This window comes from Rhodococcus sp. BH5, assembly GCF_027583855.1.
Taxonomy (GTDB): domain Bacteria; phylum Actinomycetota; class Actinomycetes; order Mycobacteriales; family Mycobacteriaceae; genus Rhodococcus_F; species Rhodococcus_F qingshengii.
The window spans coordinates 1,165,016-1,184,685 of sequence record NZ_JAJHVW010000001.1 but is presented as its reverse complement, the minus strand read 5'-3'; the positions used below and the strand labels follow the sequence as shown (position 1 = coordinate 1,184,685).

Annotated in this window: 19 protein-coding genes; 10 read left to right on the top strand and 9 right to left on the bottom strand. The window is 62.4% G+C overall.

Translation table 11 applies throughout. The annotated features are described in order from the left end of the window. Positions 1–242 precede the first annotated feature (242 nt). The 7 genes from RhoBH5_RS05455 to yhjD all read left to right on the top strand — a co-directional run bounded on the left by RhoBH5_RS05455 (position 243) and on the right by yhjD (position 6,873). A complete protein-coding gene (locus RhoBH5_RS05455) occupies positions 243–1,466 on the top strand; it encodes an NADP-dependent isocitrate dehydrogenase (protein ID WP_003940772.1) in 1,224 nt (407 codons plus the stop codon). Between the two features lie 130 nt (positions 1,467–1,596). Then, entirely contained in the window at positions 1,597–2,805 is a 1,209-nt protein-coding gene (locus tag RhoBH5_RS05450) for an MFS transporter (RefSeq protein ID WP_442972447.1), read from the top strand. A gap of 36 nt (positions 2,806–2,841) precedes the next feature. Next, positions 2,842–3,687: an exodeoxyribonuclease III gene (locus RhoBH5_RS05445; RefSeq protein WP_080726638.1), complete on the top strand. Its 846-nt coding sequence runs from the start codon at positions 2,842–2,844 to the stop codon at positions 3,685–3,687. A 26-nt stretch (positions 3,688–3,713) separates the two neighbouring features. Next, positions 3,714–4,232 (top strand): ribonuclease domain-containing protein, encoded by a 519-nt coding sequence (locus RhoBH5_RS05440; RefSeq protein ID WP_054800923.1) that lies wholly within the window; start codon positions 3,714–3,716, stop codon positions 4,230–4,232. Beyond that, a complete protein-coding gene (locus RhoBH5_RS05435; RefSeq protein WP_007727381.1) occupies positions 4,232–4,726 on the top strand; it encodes a barstar family protein in 495 nt (164 codons plus the stop codon). The genes RhoBH5_RS05440 and RhoBH5_RS05435 overlap by 1 nt, the downstream gene beginning before the upstream one ends. A 26-nt stretch (positions 4,727–4,752) precedes the next feature. Continuing rightward, complete coding sequence (gene trpS / locus RhoBH5_RS05430; protein WP_003941025.1) at positions 4,753–5,787, top strand: tryptophan--tRNA ligase; 1,035 nt, start codon at positions 4,753–4,755, stop codon at positions 5,785–5,787. A 51-nt stretch (positions 5,788–5,838) separates the two neighbouring features. After that, complete coding sequence (yhjD, locus tag RhoBH5_RS05425) at positions 5,839–6,873, top strand: inner membrane protein YhjD (RefSeq protein WP_007727380.1); 1,035 nt, start codon at positions 5,839–5,841, stop codon at positions 6,871–6,873. On the opposite strand, the gene RhoBH5_RS05420 is transcribed toward yhjD, so the two are convergent. Continuing rightward, positions 6,870–8,180 (bottom strand): D-alanyl-D-alanine carboxypeptidase family protein, encoded by a 1,311-nt coding sequence (locus tag RhoBH5_RS05420; RefSeq protein ID WP_270008012.1) that lies wholly within the window; start codon positions 8,178–8,180, stop codon positions 6,870–6,872. The genes yhjD and RhoBH5_RS05420 overlap by 4 nt on opposite strands. Before the next feature lie 103 nt (positions 8,181–8,283). Here RhoBH5_RS05420 and RhoBH5_RS05415 point away from each other — a divergent pair, with 103 nt between their 5' ends. Together RhoBH5_RS05415 and RhoBH5_RS05410 are read left to right on the top strand one after the other, a co-directional pair. Beyond that, positions 8,284–8,682, top strand: a complete 399-nt coding sequence (locus RhoBH5_RS05415) for an Rv0361 family membrane protein (protein ID WP_021343646.1) — start codon at positions 8,284–8,286, stop codon at positions 8,680–8,682. 121 nt (positions 8,683–8,803) lie between these two features. After that, positions 8,804–9,376: a dihydrofolate reductase family protein gene (locus tag RhoBH5_RS05410; RefSeq protein WP_003940686.1), complete on the top strand. Its 573-nt coding sequence runs from the start codon at positions 8,804–8,806 to the stop codon at positions 9,374–9,376. A 62-nt stretch (positions 9,377–9,438) separates the two neighbouring features. On the opposite strand, the gene RhoBH5_RS05405 is transcribed toward RhoBH5_RS05410, so the two are convergent. The 8 genes from RhoBH5_RS05405 to iolC are packed head-to-tail and all read right to left on the bottom strand — an operon-like array spanning position 9,439 to position 18,641. Next, positions 9,439–10,944, bottom strand: a complete 1,506-nt coding sequence (locus tag RhoBH5_RS05405; protein ID WP_021332500.1) for a CoA-acylating methylmalonate-semialdehyde dehydrogenase — start codon at positions 10,942–10,944, stop codon at positions 9,439–9,441. A gap of 24 nt (positions 10,945–10,968) precedes the next feature. Continuing rightward, complete coding sequence (locus tag RhoBH5_RS05400) at positions 10,969–11,853, bottom strand: sugar phosphate isomerase/epimerase family protein (RefSeq protein ID WP_063316670.1); 885 nt, start codon at positions 11,851–11,853, stop codon at positions 10,969–10,971. Positions 11,854–11,855: 2 nt separating this feature from the next. Continuing rightward, on the bottom strand, positions 11,856–12,896 hold the full coding sequence (locus RhoBH5_RS05395; RefSeq protein WP_270008011.1) for a Gfo/Idh/MocA family protein: 1,041 nt from the start codon (positions 12,894–12,896) through the stop codon (positions 11,856–11,858). A gap of 26 nt (positions 12,897–12,922) precedes the next feature. Beyond that, positions 12,923–13,828 (bottom strand): sugar phosphate isomerase/epimerase family protein, encoded by a 906-nt coding sequence (locus RhoBH5_RS05390; RefSeq protein ID WP_007727370.1) that lies wholly within the window; start codon positions 13,826–13,828, stop codon positions 12,923–12,925. Between the two features lie 52 nt (positions 13,829–13,880). Beyond that, positions 13,881–15,836 carry a 3D-(3,5/4)-trihydroxycyclohexane-1,2-dione acylhydrolase (decyclizing) gene (gene iolD / locus RhoBH5_RS05385; RefSeq protein ID WP_030535076.1) on the bottom strand — a complete coding sequence of 652 codons (1,956 nt, stop codon included), beginning with the start codon at positions 15,834–15,836 and terminating at the stop codon, positions 13,881–13,883. A 14-nt stretch (positions 15,837–15,850) separates the two neighbouring features. Continuing rightward, positions 15,851–16,723 carry a 5-deoxy-glucuronate isomerase gene (gene iolB, locus RhoBH5_RS05380; RefSeq protein WP_270008010.1) on the bottom strand — a complete coding sequence of 291 codons (873 nt, stop codon included), beginning with the start codon at positions 16,721–16,723 and terminating at the stop codon, positions 15,851–15,853. Between the two features lie 21 nt (positions 16,724–16,744). Then, positions 16,745–17,644, bottom strand: a complete 900-nt coding sequence (locus RhoBH5_RS05375) for a Cgl0159 family (beta/alpha)8-fold protein (protein WP_270008009.1) — start codon at positions 17,642–17,644, stop codon at positions 16,745–16,747. Beyond that, positions 17,637–18,641 (bottom strand): 5-dehydro-2-deoxygluconokinase, encoded by a 1,005-nt coding sequence (gene iolC / locus RhoBH5_RS05370; protein ID WP_197494203.1) that lies wholly within the window; start codon positions 18,639–18,641, stop codon positions 17,637–17,639. Before iolC ends, RhoBH5_RS05375 begins: the two co-directional genes overlap by 8 nt. Before the next feature lie 199 nt (positions 18,642–18,840). On the opposite strand from iolC, the gene RhoBH5_RS05365 reads away from it, so the two are divergent. Next, positions 18,841–19,578, top strand: a complete 738-nt coding sequence (locus tag RhoBH5_RS05365) for a GntR family transcriptional regulator (RefSeq protein ID WP_003941006.1) — start codon at positions 18,841–18,843, stop codon at positions 19,576–19,578. The last annotated feature ends 92 nt before the right edge of the window (positions 19,579–19,670 follow it).

The following is a 19,670-nucleotide window of genomic DNA, read 5'->3' as shown; positions in this document are numbered from 1 at the left end:
CACGCGAGGCAGAGCGACGCAGCCCACTAGCAGGCAAAAGTTACTCGCGAGTAGAGACCGATGAGTGGACCTGCCGGTTGCGGCCTCATGGGTTAGCAGTACGCTTGTCTTGTTTGGGACTCATCTCCCGAGATCAGTCCACACCGTCTAGGTTTGATAATCGAACCGTTCGCGGACCCACTCACAAAGTGTGACCGCAACCGTGTAACCAGGGAAACTTCCTAGGAGGACGCGAAGCACCCATGTCCAAAATCAAGGTTGAGGGCACCGTCGTCGAACTCGACGGCGATGAGATGACGCGCATTATCTGGCAGTTCATCAAAGACAAGTTGATCCATCCGTATCTCGATGTGAACCTCGAGTACTACGACCTCGGTATCGAGTACCGCGACGAGACCGACGACCAGGTCACCATCGACGCAGCGCACGCGATCCAGAAGCACGGCGTCGGCGTCAAATGCGCCACGATCACGCCGGACGAGGCACGTGTCGAGGAATTCGGTCTCAAGAAGATGTGGCGTTCCCCGAACGGAACGATCCGCAACATTCTCGGCGGCACGATCTTCCGCGCACCGATCATCATCTCCAACGTTCCGCGACTCGTTCCGGGCTGGACCAAGCCGATCATCATCGGCCGTCACGCATTCGGCGACCAGTACCGCGCCACAGACTTCAAGGTCCCCGGCCCCGGCAAGGTGATGATCACCTACACGCCTGAGGACGGCAGCGCACCGATCGAGCACGAACTGGTCAACTTCCCCGAAGAGGGCGGCGTCGTCCAGGGGCAGTACAACTTCACCACGTCCATCCGTGACTTCGCTCGCGCGTCGCTCACCTACGGACTGCAGCAGAACTACCCGGTGTACCTGTCCACCAAGAACACCATTCTCAAGGCGTACGACGGTGCCTTCAAGGACATCTTCCAGCACGTCTACGAGACCGAGTTCAAGGCTGAGTTCGATGCTGCAGGTCTGACCTACGAGCACCGCCTCATCGACGACATGGTCGCTTCCGCTCTCAAGTGGGAGGGCGGATACGTCTGGGCATGCAAGAACTACGACGGCGACGTCCAGTCCGACACCGTGGCCCAGGGCTTCGGCTCGCTCGGCCTCATGACGTCGGTTCTGCTGACTCCGGACGGAAAGACCTGTGAGGCAGAGGCTGCTCACGGCACCGTGACGCGTCACTACCGTCAGCACCAGCAGGGCAAGCCCACCTCGACCAACCCGATCGCGTCCATCTTCGCGTGGACCCGCGGGCTCGAGCATCGTGGCAAGCTCGACAGCACCCCTGAGGTCATCGGCTTCGCGCAGGCGCTCGAAGACGTTGTCATCAAGACCGTCGAAAGCGGCCAGATGACCAAGGACCTCTCGATGCTGGTCGGCGGCGATCAGGGCTACCTGACCACCGAGGAGTTCCTCGGCGCACTCGACGTGAACCTGCAGAAGGCCATGGCCGCGAAGTAGATTCACCGCTTCACCTGTCAAATGGGACGTCTGGGAAACCAGGCGTCCCATTTGTGTTCGCGGTCTCACGTGAGTGAACTCACCCGCTCTCACTTGGAAGTTCAACCAGGTGTGAGACCACAATTGATCAGTGACTTCGTCTACCCTCTCCCGTTCTGACACCTCGACACCCGGGGTTCGTTCCGCCAGAGGTCCGGCGATGCTCGCTCTCGCTCTCGGCGGTTTCGGTATCGGCACAACCGAGTTCGTCGCCATGGGGTTGCTCCCGGAAATGGCATCCGGACTCGGTGTCTCGGAACCCGTCGCGGGTCACGTGATCTCGGCGTACGCGCTCGGGGTTGTCGTCGGCGCTCCGCTGATCGCTGCACTCACCGCACGAGTACCGCGCCGCACCCTGTTGATCGCACTCATGGTCGCGTTCACCGTCGGCAATGCCGCCTCGGTTTTCGCGCCCTCGTACACGACGCTGATGATGGCCCGCTTCGTCGCCGGATTGCCGCACGGCGCGTATTTCGGAGTCGCCGCACTGGTCGCAGCTCACCTGGCCGAACCGGGAAAACGCGCGAAGGCCGTCGCCACGGTGATGATGGGTCTTTCCGTGGCCAACGTGATCGGGGTACCGGTCGCGGCCTGGATCGGCCAGGCACTCGGCTGGCGCAGCGCCTTCGCCTTGGTTGCGGTGATCGGAGTGGCAACGGTTGCTTCGCTGTTCGTCTGGATTCCGCGGTTGGACGGCATGCCGGTGACGAATCCGATCACCGAACTCGGGGCACTGGGCCGCGTTCAGGTGTGGATGACCTTGATCGTGGGCATGGTCGGATTCGGCGGGATGTTTGCCGTCTACACCTACATCAGTACGGCTCTCACCGACGTGTCCGGGCTTGGCGCTTCGTTCATTCCCCTCGCACTCATGCTGTACGGACTGGGCATGGTGGCCGGCAACTTCGTCGGTGGATACCTCGCGGATCGCGCACTGATGAAGGGCTTGTTCCTGTCGATGGGATCCCTCGTGGTCATCCTCGCGATCTTCGTTATCGCCGTGCGCAATCCGTACACGGCGCTCGTCTTCGTCTTCCTCATCGGGCTCGCCGGGTCGTCGATGGTGCCTGGCCTCCAGACACGGTTGATGGATGTCGCCGAGGATGCTCAGACCTTGGCCGCGTCTCTCAATCACGCCGCACTCAACATCGCCAACGCCTTCGGAGCGTGGATCGGCGGCGTCGTCATCGCAGCCGGTTACGGGTACACCGCGCCGGCAGCGGTGGGGTCGTTGCTGGCCGTCGCGGGTCTCGTCGTGCTGGCGGTAGCGGTGATTCTGCAGCGTAGGGCCGCGCGCTGACCTGGGCGCCCATCCGCGTCGGTGGAATCGGCTACGGTGCTTGCCGTGCCACAAACTGCTGACTCCCACATTCTTGCGCCCCACACCATCACGTCCGTGAACGTCAACGGCGTTCGAGCAGCTGCCCGCAAGGGCATGCTCGACTGGCTGGAGAAGACGTCGGCGGATTTCATCTGCCTTCAGGAAACGCGTGCGTCGGACGATCAGCTTCGCGAGACTCTCGAACCAGCGCTCGGCAACGGATGGTTCCTCGTCTCCGCCGAGCCGTCCGCGAAGGGACGCAACGGAGTCGCGGTGCTCTCACGCACGGAACCTGACGCGGTGCGGATCGGTCACGGGGACGACGAGTTTCTCGACGCCGGTCGATACATCGAAGCCGACTTCGCCGATCTGACCGTCGCGAGCCTGTACCTGCCCTCCGGTGAGGCGCTCACGCCGAAGCAGGAGGAGAAGGAGCGGTTCATGGCGTCCTTCGCAGTTCACCTCGCTACCACCGCTGCGGCGGCCGAGGCTGCCGATCGTCACGTGGTGGTCAGCGGCGATTGGAACATCGCGCACACCGAACTCGACCTCAAGAACTGGAAGACCAACAAGAAGTCTTCGGGATTCCTCCCCGAGGAGCGCGCCTGGATGGATCTGCTGTTCGCCGAAGATTCCGCGTGGGTGGACGTCTTCCGCACCCTCCATCCGGGTGTCGACGGCCCGTACTCGTGGTGGTCGTACCGCGGAAAGGCATTCGACAACGATTCGGGTTGGCGTATCGATTACCAGGTTGCCACTCGCGGATACGCCGAGCGGGCCAAGGTCGCGCTCGTGGAACGCGCTGAGTCCTACGACCTCCGTTGGTCGGATCATGCGCCTGTCACCGTCTCGTACCGATAGAGACGCGTATGTCTGAAGGTCTGAAAATGCCGAGCGCAAAGACGCGCAACGCCATCATCACCGTCGTGGTGGCGGTGGTTGCGCTCGTACTGGCGGTCACCCTTTCTTCACGTGACTCCGACAGTTCGGCGTCGTCGGGTACGAAGTCCTCGAGCGTTCAGTCCTCGAGTGTTCAAGCCAAGCCCGGCGCCACCACCAAGGCTGCGCCGTCGAGTTCCGCGCCCTCGAATTCCGCTGCCAAGCCAACGCAGCAGACAAGCACCGATGCGCCGGCGCGAGTGCTCGCCACGCTGGTCGAGATCGACGCCGGGAGGTGGCCGGATTCCGCCAATGCGCCGGGCACCAAGGGCGGCATCACCTTCCGCAACAGCGAAGGCCGCCTACCCGCTGTCGGTGCCGGTGGCGGACGTGTCGTCTATCAGGAATGGGACGTGAACCCGAAGAAGAACGGCCAAGGACGCGACGCCGAGCGAATCGTCACCGGCAACGACGGTTCGGCGTGGTACACCCTCGATCACTACGACACGTTTGTGAGGATTCGCTGATGTCCGATTCGTCTACGGTCAGCGTGGCGCAGTGGCTGGATCCGTCTTCGGATGTGGCTTCGGTGGCGCTGCAGAGCGACCCGGCCGTTGCAGATGATCTTGCACGTCAACTCCGTGCCGAGAATTTTGTCGTTCGGGTGGTTCGCGGAGAGAACATGCGGACAACGGCGCAGGTCTTCGACGAGTTCGCGGCAGCCTTCCAGTTTCCGTCCCACTTCGGACGAAACAAAGACGCTTTCGACGATGTCATGCGCGATCTCGACGACGTCCTCGGACTCGGCGCCGGATATGTAGTTGTGGTCCGAGGCGCGGGTTCTCTACTGTCCGAGCAACAGGATCAGTTGGAGTGGTTCTGCGAAACGATGGACTTCTACGCCGAAGAATGGGAACCCGTCGTTTTCCGGACCGTCTACCAGTTCGGTGCGGAGGACCTCGCCGCCCACGGTGAAGACCTCGTCGAACTCGACTACCCGGGCACCACGCCACTGCACTGATTTCCACTCGTGAAAAGATCGGAACCATGTCGACCCCTGCAGAACAGAAGCCCACCGCAAAGCCTCGCGTGCTTTCCGGAATCCAGCCGACGTCGGATTCTTTCCACCTCGGCAACTACCTGGGTGCGCTGCAGCAGTGGGTTCCGTTGCAGGACGATTTCGACGCTTTCTACTTCATTCCGGATCTTCACGCCATCACGGTGACGCAGGACCCGAAGGAATTGCGTCGTCGCACCAAGGTTGCGGTCGCTCAGCTCCTTGCGGTGGGGATCGATCCGGATCGGGCGACGCTGTTCGTGCAGAGTCAGGTTCCCGAGCACGCACAGTTGGCGTGGGTCCTGAACTGCATCACCGGTTTCGGTGAAGCCAGCCGTATGACGCAGTTCAAGGACAAGTCCGCCAAGCAAGGCAGCGACAACGCCAGTGTCGGCTTGTTCACGTATCCGGTTCTGATGGCCGCGGACATCCTTCTGTACCGCCCGCAGCGAGTCCCCGTGGGTGAGGATCAGCGTCAGCACCTCGAACTCGCACGCGATCTGGCCGGCCGGTTCAACACCCGCTACGGCAAGGCGTTCGTTGTTCCCGAGCCGCAGATCATCAAGGGCACGGCAAAGATCTACGACCTGCAGGATCCAACCGCGAAGATGAGCAAGTCCGCTGCCAGTGCGGCCGGACTGATCAATCTGCTCGACGACCCGAAGGTGTCGGCGAAGAAGATCAAGTCGGCCGTCACCGACAACGAGCGCGAGATTCGTTTCGACCCGCAGGCCAAGCCGGGCGTCAGCAACCTGCTCACCATTCAGTCGGCTCTCTCGGGAGTACCGATCGAGACTCTGGTGGCCGGTTACGAGGGCAAGGGGTACGGCGACCTCAAGACCGATACCGCTGACGTGCTGACCGAGTTCGTCACCCCACTCAAGGCGAAGGTCGACGGTTACCTTGCCGACGAGGCAGAGCTGGATCGCATCATCGCGGCCGGAGCGCACCGCGCCCGTGAGGTGTCTTCACGCACTCTCGCCGCTGTCTATGACAAGGTCGGATTCCTGGCACCGAAGGGCTGACTTACGCGAATTCGGACTCACGACGCCTGACCGAACATGAGGGGGACGGCAATGGCTGACACGGACGACGACGCACCGAGCTTTCTCGAGAAGCAACGGGCAGCGCGACCCTGGCTCGATCATCTGGTTCGCGCGGCCGGACGGTTTCAAGAGCAAAAAGGCGACTATTACGCTGCTGGTATCACGTACTTCAGCGTTCTCGCGTTGATTCCGATCATGATGGTCGCGTTTGCAGTGGCCGGTTTCGTATTGGCCGGGCATCCCGAGTACCTGGAGTCGATTCAGGAGCAGATCACCAAGAGCATTCCGGGCAGCTTGGGTGACACCATCAACACGCTGATCGATTCGGCCATCGACTCGCGCGCGAGCGTCGGAATCTTCGGCCTCCTGGGTGCTGCGTACGCGGGTCTCGGTTGGATGGCAAATGTTCGCGACGCGCTGACGGCGATGTGGGAGAGCAAGCGCGAGCCCAAGGGGTTCGTACGTACCAAACTTGGTGACGCAGGGGCCCTCGTCGGTCTGGCTCTCGCCATGGTCGTCTCACTGGGAATGTCGGCGCTGAGCAGTGGGCCGGTTGCGACTCAGATCGTGAAATGGCTCAACCTCGAGAACATCACCGGTGTCGGCGTGGGGCTCAGAGTTGTTTCACTGTTGCTCTCACTCCTGGCGACGTGGGCGGTGTTCCTGTGGGTGATCGCCCGGCTGCCGCGCGAGCCTGTCACGCTGCGTAGCGCTGCGCAGGCAGCGGTTATCGCCGCGATTGTGTTCGAGATCTTCAAGCAGGTGGGTGCGATCTACCTCGCTGCCGTCACCAACGGACCAGCGGGCGTGGCATTCGGTCCGATCATCGGTTTGCTCGTGTTCGTGTTCACGGCGTCACGGATGCTGCTGTTCTGCACGGCGTGGGCGGCGACGACCAAGGAAAGTATGGCCCTGGCGTTCGTTCCGCCGCCGGATCCCGCCGTGATCTCGCCGCGAATCGTTGTCAGTGACGGTGCTTCACCGTCTCGCGTGGCTGCGCTGATCGCCACGGGTGCGGTTGCCGGCCTGGGTCTTTCGGGCTTCATGCGTCGTCGGCCGCGCTAGCGCCTCCGACGGTTGAGGGCAACGGCTCCCGCCACCAGCGCGATCACCACTACTCCACCGACAGCACCGATGAGGATGCGGTCAGTGGTGTCGGATTCGGCGTCGGTAGCGGTGGGTGCTGCCGAGATCGAGCCTGGTGCAGCGGCAGACGGTGTGCGAGTGACATCGGGACTGGAATCGTCGGTGGATCGGTCCGTCAACGAGCCGACGGTTGTGCTCGCGGGGAGTGCATATCCGTAGTCGAGTAGACGGGCAGCCTGCTCCCACGGACGGATCGGCTTGGCTTCGCCGCCCATCAATGTCACCAGTAGTTTCCGGCCGTTACGCTCCGCGCCACCCACATACGTGTGGCGGGCGTCGTCGGTGAAGCCGGTCTTGCCGCCCAATGCGCCGTCGTAGTTGTAGAGCAGCTGATTGTCGTTGGCGAGAGTGAATCCGGGGCGGTCCTGATCGTCGGGAATCGTCGGATCCTTGGGGAAGCCGGGAAATTCGACGGTCTCGGTATGGATCAGACCGGCAAACGTCGGATTCTGCAGGGCGGTATGGAAAATCACGGCCAGGTCGTACGGCGAGCTGCTCATCCCCGGGCCGTCGAGTCCGGATGGAGTTGCCGTGCGAGTGTCGAGGGCGCCGAGTTCGGCCGCGAGCGCGTTCATTTTCGACACGGCTGCAGCGTCACCGCCGAGTTGGCGGGCAAGAACATGCGCGGCATCGTTTCCCGACGCCATGACCAGACCCTGCATCAGTTGCCGGTTGGTGTACTTGCCGCCCTTGCCGATGCCGACAGCGCTACCTTCAGCGTCCGCGTCTTCGGCAGTTGCGGTGATTTCGGTGTCGAGATCGAGTTCGTCGAGCGCGACAAGAGCCAAGAGCATCTTGATGGTGCTGGCCGGTCGGTAGCGACCGTGCGGATCTTTCGCGGCGAGGACCTCACCGGTTTCGGCGTCCGCGAGTACCCATCCGGATGCCGCGATATCCGCCGGGAGCGGGGGAGCGCCGTCAGGGAGTACAACACCGCACTCGCCGAGCTTGTCTCCACCGACAGGGCTTTCCGGAATCGGGACAGCAGTCGGGGCCGTAGATCCGGGCGCGGGTGCTTCGGAGAGATCGATCGCCGGTGCCGGGCTACTCGTGAAAGGGCAGCTGTCGGTGTTGGGTGTTGTGAACGGCGCTTCGGTGGTGGTGGGCGGCGGCGGGGCCGGTTGGGCGCCGGCCACTCCCGAGGTCCCTACGACACCGGTAAACGCAATGCTCCCTGAGAGCACTGTTCCGGCTACTGCCACTGCACACTTTCGACGCCACATCATCGATATACGAGGGTATGCGAACCTGAGGGAACGTCCGAATCGCCACGCAAGCAGAGGGATCGAAAACAGGCGATTCGGTTTGTACATCGGTCATAGTGGATGGATGAACTTCGCAGGCACGCGTGGACGCCAGACGCTCGCGGCAATGACGCTCGTTGGAGCATTGACCGCTGTCGTCGGATGTTCCGGCGATTCGGAACCGTCGGCCGAGAGCCAAATCTCTGCGGTCGTCGGTCAGAGTTTCGAATTCATGGCCGAAAGGGACTGGGAGGCAGTGGACAGCACTCAATGCAGTTCGATGCGCAGCGAGAGTCCGCGAGTCGAAGAGTCGCCGTTCGACGACGCACTTGCCAGTCTGAGGCTGGACGGAGTGGAGAACATCGTCGTGAACGGGGATTCGGCGACAGCCAACACCCGCCATTACAGCACCGAGGATCCGTCCGAGATGATGCGCGAAGACATCACGTTGATCAAGGAGAACGGTGCCTGGGTTGTGTGCTGACGTCTTTATGTGGTGACAATCGGAGATCGCCGCCGATGAGTTCCACCACCACGCAGAGTCTGTAACAGTGGGGTAGTCGGCTACTCGAATGGCGCACACGCACTGACGACAGGGGATCGGTATGGGCAAGATCGTGGTGACAGAATTCGTGTCCTTGGACATGGTGATGGAAGCTCCCGGTGGCGAACCGGGTTATGCGCACACTGGATGGGTCTTTCCGTACCAGGAGGGCGATCAGATGAAGTTCAAACTCGACGAAACCCTCGCCGCGGACGTCCTTCTGCTCGGGCGGCGGACCTACGAGAGCTTCGCCGGTGCCTGGCCTGAGCGCGAGGACGACCAAGGCTTTGCGGACAAGATGAACGAGATGCCCAAGTACGTCGTCACGAGTTCGACCGAACCGCTCGAATGGAACAACTCGACGGCGCTCGACGGTCCCATCGAGGAATCTGTCCCGAAGCTCAAGGAGCAGATCGACGGCGAGATCCTGGTCGCGGGAAGTCGGACGCTCGTCCACGCGTTGTTGCTGGCCGGTCTGGTCGACGAGTTGCGCCTGATGGTCTTCCCGGTCATTCTCGGGTCCGGCGGGAGAGTGTTCCCCGAATCGGCCGACAAGATCGTCCTCGAGTTGAAGGACGATCGTCGGTACGAATCCGGAGTTCAAGTACTGACGTACCACCCCACGGTCACGTAGACCTTTCGAAAACATCTGTGGCCGAGCCTCTTCGAGAGTCTCGGCCACAGATGTCTTGCCGGCTAACTGTTCTCGGGGAAGCCGAGGTTGATTCCGCCGTGGCTGGGGTCGAGCCAGCGACTGGTGACGGCTTTACCTCGCGTGAAGAAATGAACACCTTCTGTCCCGTGAGCGTGGGTGTCACCGAAGAGGCTGTTCTTCCAGCCACCGAAGCTGTAGTAGGCCATGGGAACCGGGATGGGGACGTTGATGCCGATCATTCCGACCTCCACCTCGTTCTGGAAGCGTCGGGCAGCGCCGCCGTCGTTGGTGAAGATGGCGGTGCCGTTTCCGTACGGGTTGTTGTTGATCAGTTCGAGGGCTTGGTCGTAGGTATCGACACGCACGACGGACAGGACAGGTCCGAAGATTTCGTCGGTGTAGATCGACATGTCGGTGGTGACGTGGTCGATGAGGGTGGGCCCGAGCCAGAAGCCGTCCGGTCCACCATCGGCCTGAACTGTGCGTCCGTCGACCACGATCGTGGCACCGTCCTTCTCGCCGGCATCGACATAGGACGCGACCTTGTCGCGATGGGCCTTAGTGACGAGCGGACCCATGTCGGAGTTCTTGGTGCCGTCACCGGTGACGAGGGGAGTGGTGCGTTCGCCGATCTTGGCAACCAGTTCGTCGGCGATGTCGCCGACTGCGACCAGGGCGGAGATCGCCATGCATCGTTCGCCCGCGGAGCCGAATCCCGCGTTGACCATTGCGTCGGCGGCGAGGTCGAGGTCGGCGTCCGGCAGAACGATGGCGTGGTTCTTGGCGCCGCCGAGTGCTTGCACGCGTTTGCCGTTGGCGGTGCCGGTGGCATAGACGTACTGGGCGATGGGGGTGGATCCGACAAACGAAATCGCTTTGACTGCTTTGTTTTCCAGAAGTTCGTCGACGGCGAGCTTGTCACCTTGGAGGACGTTGAAGACGCCGGGGGGCAGACCGGCTTCGGCCCAGAGTTCGGCGAGCCAGATCGCCGCGGTGGGGTCCTTCTCCGAGGGCTTGAGAATCACGGTGTTCCCGGCGGCAATGGCGACCGGGAAGAACCACATGGGGACCATCGCGGGAAAGTTGAAGGGCGAGATGATGCCGACGGGGCCGAGGGGTTGGCGGATGGAGTAGACGTCGACCTTGGTCGATGCATTCTCGGTGTATCCGCCCTTGAGGAGATGCGGTATTCCGCAAGCGAATTCGACAACTTCCTGCCCGCGGCTGATTTCGCCGAGGGCGTCGGAGAGAACCTTGCCGTGCTCGGCTGTGATGATCTCGGCGAGTTCACCTTTGCGAGCGTTGAGGAGTTCGCGGAAGCTGAACAGTACCTGTGTGCGCCGGGCCAGTGAGGTGTCACGCCAGGCGGGGAAGGCCGCCGCAGCCGCGTCGATGACAGCGCGGGCGTCCTCGAGGTTCGCCAGGGCCAGTCGGCCGGTGATCTGTCCGGTGGCGGGGTTGGTGACGGTGGCGGTGTCCTCGGACGTTCCGGCGAACGGCTTGCCGTCCAGCCAGTGCGCGATGACACGAGTATCAGTGCTGGTCATGGTATTTCCTAGTGGTCTGGTGACTCAGGAGTTCGGGGAGGTGTACTTGGCGACGTAGTCGTTCATCGTCTCGCGCTGGTACCGGGAAACCTCGTGCGCGTTTTCGTTCTCGGCGAAGACGCTCGACACCATCACGGTGTTCTCACGTTCGTAGAAGCCGAGTTTGCCGAGACCGCCGAAGAATTCGTCCCAGTTGACGTCTCCGTCACCGATTTTGAGATGCTGATGCACTCGAACGGCATTGCCTGGCGGGTTGGTGATGTAGCGCAGTCCGTGGGAACGGTGATGATCCATGGTGTCCGCCACGTGAACGAGTCGGACCATGTCGCCGGCGGCCTCCATGATGGCGGGAAGGTCCCCACCCATGTGGAATTGGTGGCACGCCACGATCACCATGCCGAGGTTCTTGGAGTTCACACCACGGATCGTGCGGATCGCGGCTAGTCCGTCTTCGACAAAATCGTCCGGGTGGGGGTCGATCAGGACGTCGATTCCCTCGCGTTCGATGATCGGAACCAGTTCCTCCATCGAACGATAGAACGCACGCTCGGACTCTTCGGCCTTTTCGGGGCGGCCGGAGAATTCGGTGTTCATGACGTTGACACCGAGATCGACCGTGATCTGGATGGCCCGCTTCCAGTAACGCACGGCTGCTTCGCGGGCGTCCTCGTCCGGGCCGGACCAGCGAAGGACCGGGAGTACCGACGCGATGCCGACCCCAGCACTCGCGCAAGCTTTCCGAAATTTGGCGACGAGCGCGTCGTCGGCTTTCGGGTGATTGAAGAACGGGATCATGTCGACGTGCGGTGTGAGCTGCAGGTACTCGTACCCGAGATCGGCAACAACCTGAGGTAGCTCGAGTAGTGAGTAATCGTGATGGAAAGGTGTGGGGTCGAGTGCGACCTTCATCGCTAAGCTCCGGCCACAGAGTCGCGCGCAACCATGTCCACGACGACGCGCTGACCCGTCTCCAGAGACTTCACACCGGCGGCGCAGACAGCGGCCGCGGCGTACCCGTCCCAAGCACCTGGTCCGTCGATGTAGTTGCCGGTGCCGGCGCCCGTCTTCACTGCCTTGATCCACCGGGCGAACTCGGTGTCGTAGGCCTGCCCGAAGCGTTCGCGGAATCCTGGGGTGATCTGCCCACCCCAGTTGCCGGGCTTGGTCTTTCGGATCAGTCCCACGTCGAGTCCGATCATCGCGCTTCCGAGTTCGCCGACAACTTCGGTGCGCACCTCGTAGGCAACTCCGGTGGTGACAAACACCTCGGCGTCGACGTGTCTGCCGGACTCGGTCTCGAATATCGCGATCTGTGGGTCTTGAATGCCCTCGGGAGCAAGCGAATTCGCGGCCGGTCGGATGATCTGCACTGAGGTGATCTCTTCGTCGAGCAGGAATCGTGTCACGTCGACCTCGTGGACGAGTGAGTCCTTGACGATCATCGCGCTGTCGAAGCCGTTCGGAACCGCAGGATTGCGGTGCGCGCAGTGCACAACGAGAGGGCGACCGAGATCGCCGCTGTCGATCAAATCCTTGAGCTGGGTGTATTCGTGGTCGAACCGGCGCATGAAACCAACCTGGATCAGTCTTTTTCCCAGCGCTGCTTCGGCTTTGACGATCGTGAGCGAACTGTCCGCGTCGGTGGTCAGCGGCTTTTCGCAGAGAACAGGCTTGCCCGCTTCGAGGCAGGCAAGAACCTGCTTCTCATGGATCGGGCCCGGGGTTGCGAGAACAACGGCGTCGACGTCCTCGGCTGCGATGGCATCGAACGGATCGACGACGACGCGCGCCCCTGGCGTCAGTGCTGCGATTTCCTCGGCGCGGGCGAGAGAGTAGTCGTTGACGACGGTGACGCGGGCACCGCCGATTTTGTTGGTGATGCGGTCGACGTGATCGGCCCCCATGATGCCGACGCCGAGCACTGCGATCCGGAGATCCTGGTTGTCAGACATGCGGTGGTACTCCTCGATTGTGTTGCTCAGTTGAAACGGACGGCGGGGACGCCACAGGTGGACAGGTATTTCTGAGTGCGCGCTGCGATGGGCAGCGGTGTGTCGGGATGGCAGGGATACATGTCCTGCTCGACGATCGCGAACACGTCGATGCCGAGCTTCTCGATGGCCTCCAGAAGCGGCGGCATGTCGGGGATTCCGCGCGGCGGTTCGATCATGGCACCGAGTTTGACGGCCTCACCGAACGGCAGGTCCTCCGCCTCAACCTTGGCGACTATCGCCGGATCCACCTGTTTGAGGTGTAGGTACCCGATGCGCTCCGGATGTTTGTTGATAATTGCGAGATTGTCGCCGCCGCAGTAGCTGATGTGGCCGGTGTCGAGACACAGATTCACGAAACGCTCGTCGGTCCCTTCGAGGAACTTGTAGACGTTGTCTTCGATGTCGACGTGACTGTCGGCATGAGGATGGTACTGCGCCATGACGCCGTACTCCTCGAGCATTGCCTTCCCGAGAGCGTTCATGCCGTCGGTTTTCTTACGCCACTGCTCGGGCGTCAGATTGCGGTCTTCGAGTACCGCTCCGGTGGAAGGGTCGCGCCACATCTCAGGGATGACCACCACGTGCTTGCCGCCGACGGCTGCGGTCAACTTGGCGACGTCCTTGATCTGATTCCAGACGGCATCCCAGGAATCGTCCTGGTGCAGGTGTTCGAAAACGGTACCGGCCGAAAGCTTCAGGCCGCGGGCGCCGAGTTCGTCCGTCAACTTGGCTGGATCGGTCGGAAGGTATCCGAACGGGCCGAGTTCGATCCATTCGTATCCCGACGCGGATACCTCGTCGAGGAATCGTGTGTAAGGGGTCTGCTGTGGATCGTCCGGAAACCACACGCCCCAGGAGTCGGGGGCTGATCCGACGCGAATCGCGCTCATGTCTAGATTCCTTTCGCGGGCAAGCTTTATGGGGTGTGGTTGTGCGGAATTTTCATTCGGATGGACGGAGGTACGGTCGCTGGATCTTCTTCCAGGACTCGTAAGTTGTCCGTGCCTTCTTGGTGGACTCCAGTTCGGAGGTGGCCGATACCGGTACATCCCACCAGGATTCGCTGTCCGGGGCGCCGATCAGCGGATCGGTTTCGACGTGGATGACGGTGCTGGTGTCGCTTGCTTTGGCAACCTTGATCGCGTCGGCGAACTCGGCAGCGGTGTTGGCGCGGATGACGTCGACACCGAGGCTGGCAGCGTTCGCGGCCAGATCGACCGGGAGAACCCCTCCGTCGAGACGTCCGTCATTCGAGCGGTAGCGGTACTGCGTGCCGAAGCGCTGGGAACCCAGCGACTCGGACAGTGAACCGATGGAGGCAAATCCGTGATTCTGCACCAGGACGACGATGACCTTGAGGCGTTCCTGTACGGCGGTGACCAATTCGGTGGCCATCATCAGATAGGAACCGTCTCCGACCATCACGAACACGTCGCGATCGGGGCACGCCATGCGGACGCCTAGACCGCCGGCAACTTCGTATCCCATGCACGAGTACCCGTATTCGACGTGATACCCCTTGGAATCACGGGTTCGCCACAGCTTGTGGAGGTCACCCGGCATGGACCCGGCAGCGCACACCACGACGTCACGTGGATCGGACAGTGTGTTGACCAGGCCGATCACCTGATTCTGATTCAGTGACCCGTCGGCAGCGGGTTCGGCTGGGTTGTAGACGGATTCGACGATCGCATCCCAATCGCGAGCGAGGTCACCGATCCTGGACGCATATTCGTCGTCCACCCGGTAGTCGTTCAGTGCAAGTGCCAGCGCGTCGAGTGCCTCACGTGCGTCGGCGACAACGCTGACTCCGCCCTGCTTCACGGAGTCCAGTGATGCGACGTTGATGTTGACGAAGCGAACGTCGGGATTGGTGAACGCGGTGCGGGACGCGCTCGTGAAATCGCTGTACCGCGTACCGATTCCGATGACGACGTCAGCCTCGGTGGCCAGTGCGTTTGCAGCCGTAGTGCCGGTGGACCCCACCGCCCCGACGGATTGTGGATGGTCGTAGACCAATGAACCCTTGCCGGCCTGGCTCTGCCCCACGGGGATTCCGGTCTGCGCGCAGAACGCTGCCAGAGAGTCGGTGGCCTGGCTGTAGATCACGCCGCCGCCGGCGACGATCAGTGGCTTGCGAGCCGAGCGGATGATCGCGGCGGCGCGTTCGATCACCGATCGTTCGGGGAGCGGGCGGGCCACGTGCCACACCCGTTCGGCGAAGAAGGACTCGGGCCAGTCGAAAGCCTCGGCCTGCACGTCCTGCGGGATGGCGATGGTAACCGCGCCGGTCTCGACGGGATCAGTGAGAACGCGCATCCCGGCGAGCAGAGCGCTCGGCAACTGCTCCGGGCGCCATACCCGATCGAAGTATCGTGAGACGGGTTTGAAAGCGTCGTTGACTGTGACGTCGCCGCTCGACGGGAGTTCGAGTTCCTGTAAGACGGGGGCACTGGCGCGGGTCGCGAAAGTGTCTGCGGGAAGGAGTAATACAGGTAGACGATTGATGGTGGCCAGTGCCGCGCCGGTGATCATATTGGTGGCACCGGGGCCGACGCTGGACGAGACCGCCCACGTCTGCAGGCGGTCCTTCATGCGGGCGTGCGCGACAGCCGAGTGCACCATCGCCTGTTCATTGCGGCCGAGCACGTAGGGGAGTGTCGGCTCACGGCCGGCGTCGAGATCCTGGATCTCGGCCTGCAAGAGTGCCTGCCCCAGTCCGGCGACGTTGCCGTGCCCGAAGATTCCGAAGCAGCCGGCGAACAGCTTGGTGCGCTGGCCGTCGCGTTCGGTGTACTGGTTGGCGAGGAAGCGGACGACAGCTTGAGAAACAGTGAGGTATACGGTCGGCTCGTCGCGAGGTGGACGATTGCCGGTTGCGTTGTTGGTGGGTGCCACAGCTTTCACTTCCGTCAGTTGTGGGACTGCAACGGCAGTCGAGGGTCGATGTCCTGGTGATCCCAGCTTCCACGTAGCCAGGTGTGTTGCGGATCGTCACAGATGTTCCACGCCCGGATCTCGCCCGAACCTGCCATGACATTGAGGTAGTACATGTGGTGGCCCGGCGCTGCGATGGACGGGCCGTGATAGCCGTGCGGCACGAGGACGACGTCGCCCGAGCGGACTTCCTCGAGCACCTCGATAGGTCTCTCGGCGGTTCCGTACACGCGGTGGTAGCCGAAACCTTCGGTCCCGGTGGGGCTTCTGTCGATCTCGAAGTAGTAGATCTCTTCCAGGGCCGATTCGACGTCGCTGTTCTCGTCGTGTTTGTGGCTGGGATACGACGACCAGTTCCCGCCGGGGGTGATGACCTCACACGCGATGATGGAGTCGGCCTCGAAGGTGTCTGCAGTGGCGAAGTTGTGAACCTGTCGGCTGCAGTTCCCGGCACCGCGGAGCTCGACCGCAACTCCTGAAGCCGGACCGTAGCGATGGGGGAGCTTTGCGCCGGCGCGCGCTCCGCACAGGGCGAAGCGGCCTCCGCCCGTGCTGCTGACCGAGTAGTCGGCGTCGCGACCGACGTACGCGAAATCGCTCGGACCGTCGAAAACCGATGCGCGGCCGGTCAGGGGAATCTCCGTCCCCTCGGCAACAACGACGGCCGAACCCGCCAGTGGAACGACGATGATCTCGTTCTCGCCGGACTGCAGGTGGACGTTCGCACCCGGGGTGAGTTCGAGTGTCCACAAGCTGGATTCGGTCCACCCGGCGGACTCCGGCGTGACCACTGTCGTGAAATCACGGTCGGCGGACGATCCGGCGGGGACGTGGTACTTGCTGAACATCTTGCTCCTGCCAGGTCGGTTCTAGTGGACGAGCTTGACTGCGGTGTCGACGGCCGCGGTGACGTTGCCGTCGGGTGGGTATAGCAGCGCGCGTCCGACGATCAGTCCGCGCACGGACGGCAGTTGAAGTGCAGCGTCCCACTTTGCGTACGTTTCTTCCGGCGCGATCTGCGGATCTCCCCCCAGGAGGAGCGTCGGGAGGGTGGTCGCATCCATGACGCGTTCCATCTCGTCGACGACCGGCAGTTTCATCCACGTGTACGCCGAGGTGGAGCCGAGGCCCTGGGAGATATGGATGGACTTGATGACGGCGTCGGGGCTGAGATCGTTGACCACCTTGCCGTTTACGCGACTGGAGAGGAACGGCTCGAGCATCGCGATCAGTCCGGCCGCGGCCAGTTCGTCCACGGCTTCCGCACATGCCGTCATGGTGGGCAGAGTGCCCGCGTCGTCGAGTGCGATGCGCAGCAGCATCTTTCCGCCGTTCATACCGAACTTTGCGGTGCCCGCCGCGGTGTATCCCGTCATGCGGTCGTCGAGTTCGAAGCTCGCGCCTGCCAGGCCGCCGCGGTTCATCGACGAGAAGACGACCTTGTCGTCGAGGGCGCCGAGGAGGAGCAGATCGTCGAGAATGTCCGCGGTGCCGAGAACGCCGTCGACTCCGGGATTGTCGAGCGCAGTGCGTAATCTGTCGAGCAGATCTGTACGACTGTTCATCGCTGTCGGCTTGCCACCGACAGACAGTGCCCCACGGGCCGGGTGATCGGCAGCGACGATCATCAGTCGACCATTGCCTCGAACAGTGGCGCGAGGAGTTCGCGCTGCCCAGGCCTTTTCGATGATCTGCGGATCGCTCGCACGCAGTTCCGTCACTTCGGCGTAGGTGGTGGCGAGGGGGCGGGCGGCGAGCTTGTCAGACATTGACTGCCTCCGTGGCTGTGGCTTCGGCGAGATCGTGGACTTCTTCGGCGGTCGGCATCGCAGTGGAGCATTCGAGCCGAGATGCGACTATCGCGCCGGCCGCGTTGGCGTACCGCAGTACCTTCTCCAGCGGCCACCCGGCCAACAGTCCGTGGCACAGTGATCCGCCGAAGCTGTCGCCTGCGCCCAGCCCGTTGACCACGTCGACGGCGTTGGGCGGCACGGTGATCGATTGCTTTCGTGTTTTGCCGAGTACACCCTTCGGGCCCTGCTTCACGATGGCCAGTTCGACTCCGAGGTCGAGAAGCGCGTCCGCGGCCTTGTTCGGGTTGGTCTCACCGACAGCGATTTCGCACTCTTCACGATTCCCCACGGCTACCGTTACGTGTGCGAGGGCGCGCTGTACCTGCGTGGTCGCGTCCTGCGGCGTCGACCAGAACATCGGGCGGTAGTCCAGGTCTAGAACGGTCAGCGGGCGGCGTTCGCGGGCTTTCCAAGCGGCGAAGTGTGCGCTGCGGCTCGGTTCTTCGGACAGCCCCGTCACAGTCGACCAGTAGAGGGACGCTGTTCGAACGGCGTCGAGGTCGATGTCTTGCGGGGTGATCCGAAGATCGGGCGCATGCGGCTTGCGATAGAAGTACAGCGGAAAGTCGTCCGGGGGGAAGATCTCGCAGAACGTCACCGGTGTCGGGTACTCGGAATTGGTGACGACAAACCTGTTGTCGACACCGAGACGTGCCAATTCGCGTGTGACGAACTTCCCGAAGGGATCGTTGCCGACGCCGGAGATCAATGCTGCTCGCCGACCGAGACGCGCGGCCGCCACCGAGACATTGGCTGCGCTGCCGCCGAGGAACTTGCCGAACGTCTCGACGTCTTCGAGTCCGACACCGGTTTGAAGTGGGTAGATGTCTACCCCTGATCGGCCGATGGCGAGCACGTCGAAGGGTGCGTCAGGGATGTGTGACCCGCTCTGGTGAGTGTTGATGCTTGTCAAGACTGACTCCCGAGAGTTCGTGGTGGGTTGCCCGCGCAGGGCACCGTTGTATGACTGAAACTGTGCGCCGCGACACAGCGATTGTCAATAGTTTGTCTGGACATTATGACTTGCGGTCAAGTGAATGTTAGTGTTCGCATACACTGCCGAGAGAAGTAGCGTCGATACGGCGCCTTCCCAAGACAGATCGGAGTTGGCCGTGGTCGCAGCACTCGCCGTCGAGTTGGACCGCTCGAGCCCGGTGCCGCTGTATTTTCAGCTGGCCCAGGCAATCGAGGGCGCTATTCTCGGTGGCGAACTTGCCCCAGGTGATCGCTTCGAGAACGAACTGGCGTTGGCCAAGCGGCTCAATCTCTCACGTCCGACCACTCGACGCGCGATCCAGGAACTGGTGGACAAGGGCCTACTTGTTCGTAAGCGGGGAGTCGGAACTCAGGTGGTGCAAAGTCCGGTGCACCGCCCGGTCGAGCTCACCAGCCTGTTCGACGACCTTGCGAGGGCCGGCCAGGCGCCGACGACCAAGCTGCTCGAGTTCACGGTGGGAGTTCCCGCCGAGGACGTTGCCGCGGAACTCAACCTCGAACCTGACGCCGAAGTGGCCACCATCAGGCGTCTGCGAAGCACCAACGGCGAACCGCTTGCCGTGATGACCAATTACATTCCGGTGGACATCGCACCCGATCCCGAGGAGTTGGAGACGCAGGGGCTGTACCAAACCTTGCGAACTCGCGGCGTTCACATCCGTGTCGCGCGGCAGCGAATCGGCGCTCGGGCGGCGACTCGCGAAGAAGCAGGATTGCTCGACGAGAAAGTGGGTGCTGCCCTCTTGACCATGAGCCGCACTGCATTTGACGATTCAGGTAGCGCCGTCGAGTACGGCAGCCACTGCTACCGAGCGTCGCGTTACTACTTCGACACCACCGTGGTCGACCGCTAGATCTCGATCCCGGTGACACGAGTACCCGCCTGACCGAGTCAGTGGGGTGATTTGTGATCCCAGCATTTCTGCGATCCTTCGATCATTTGACC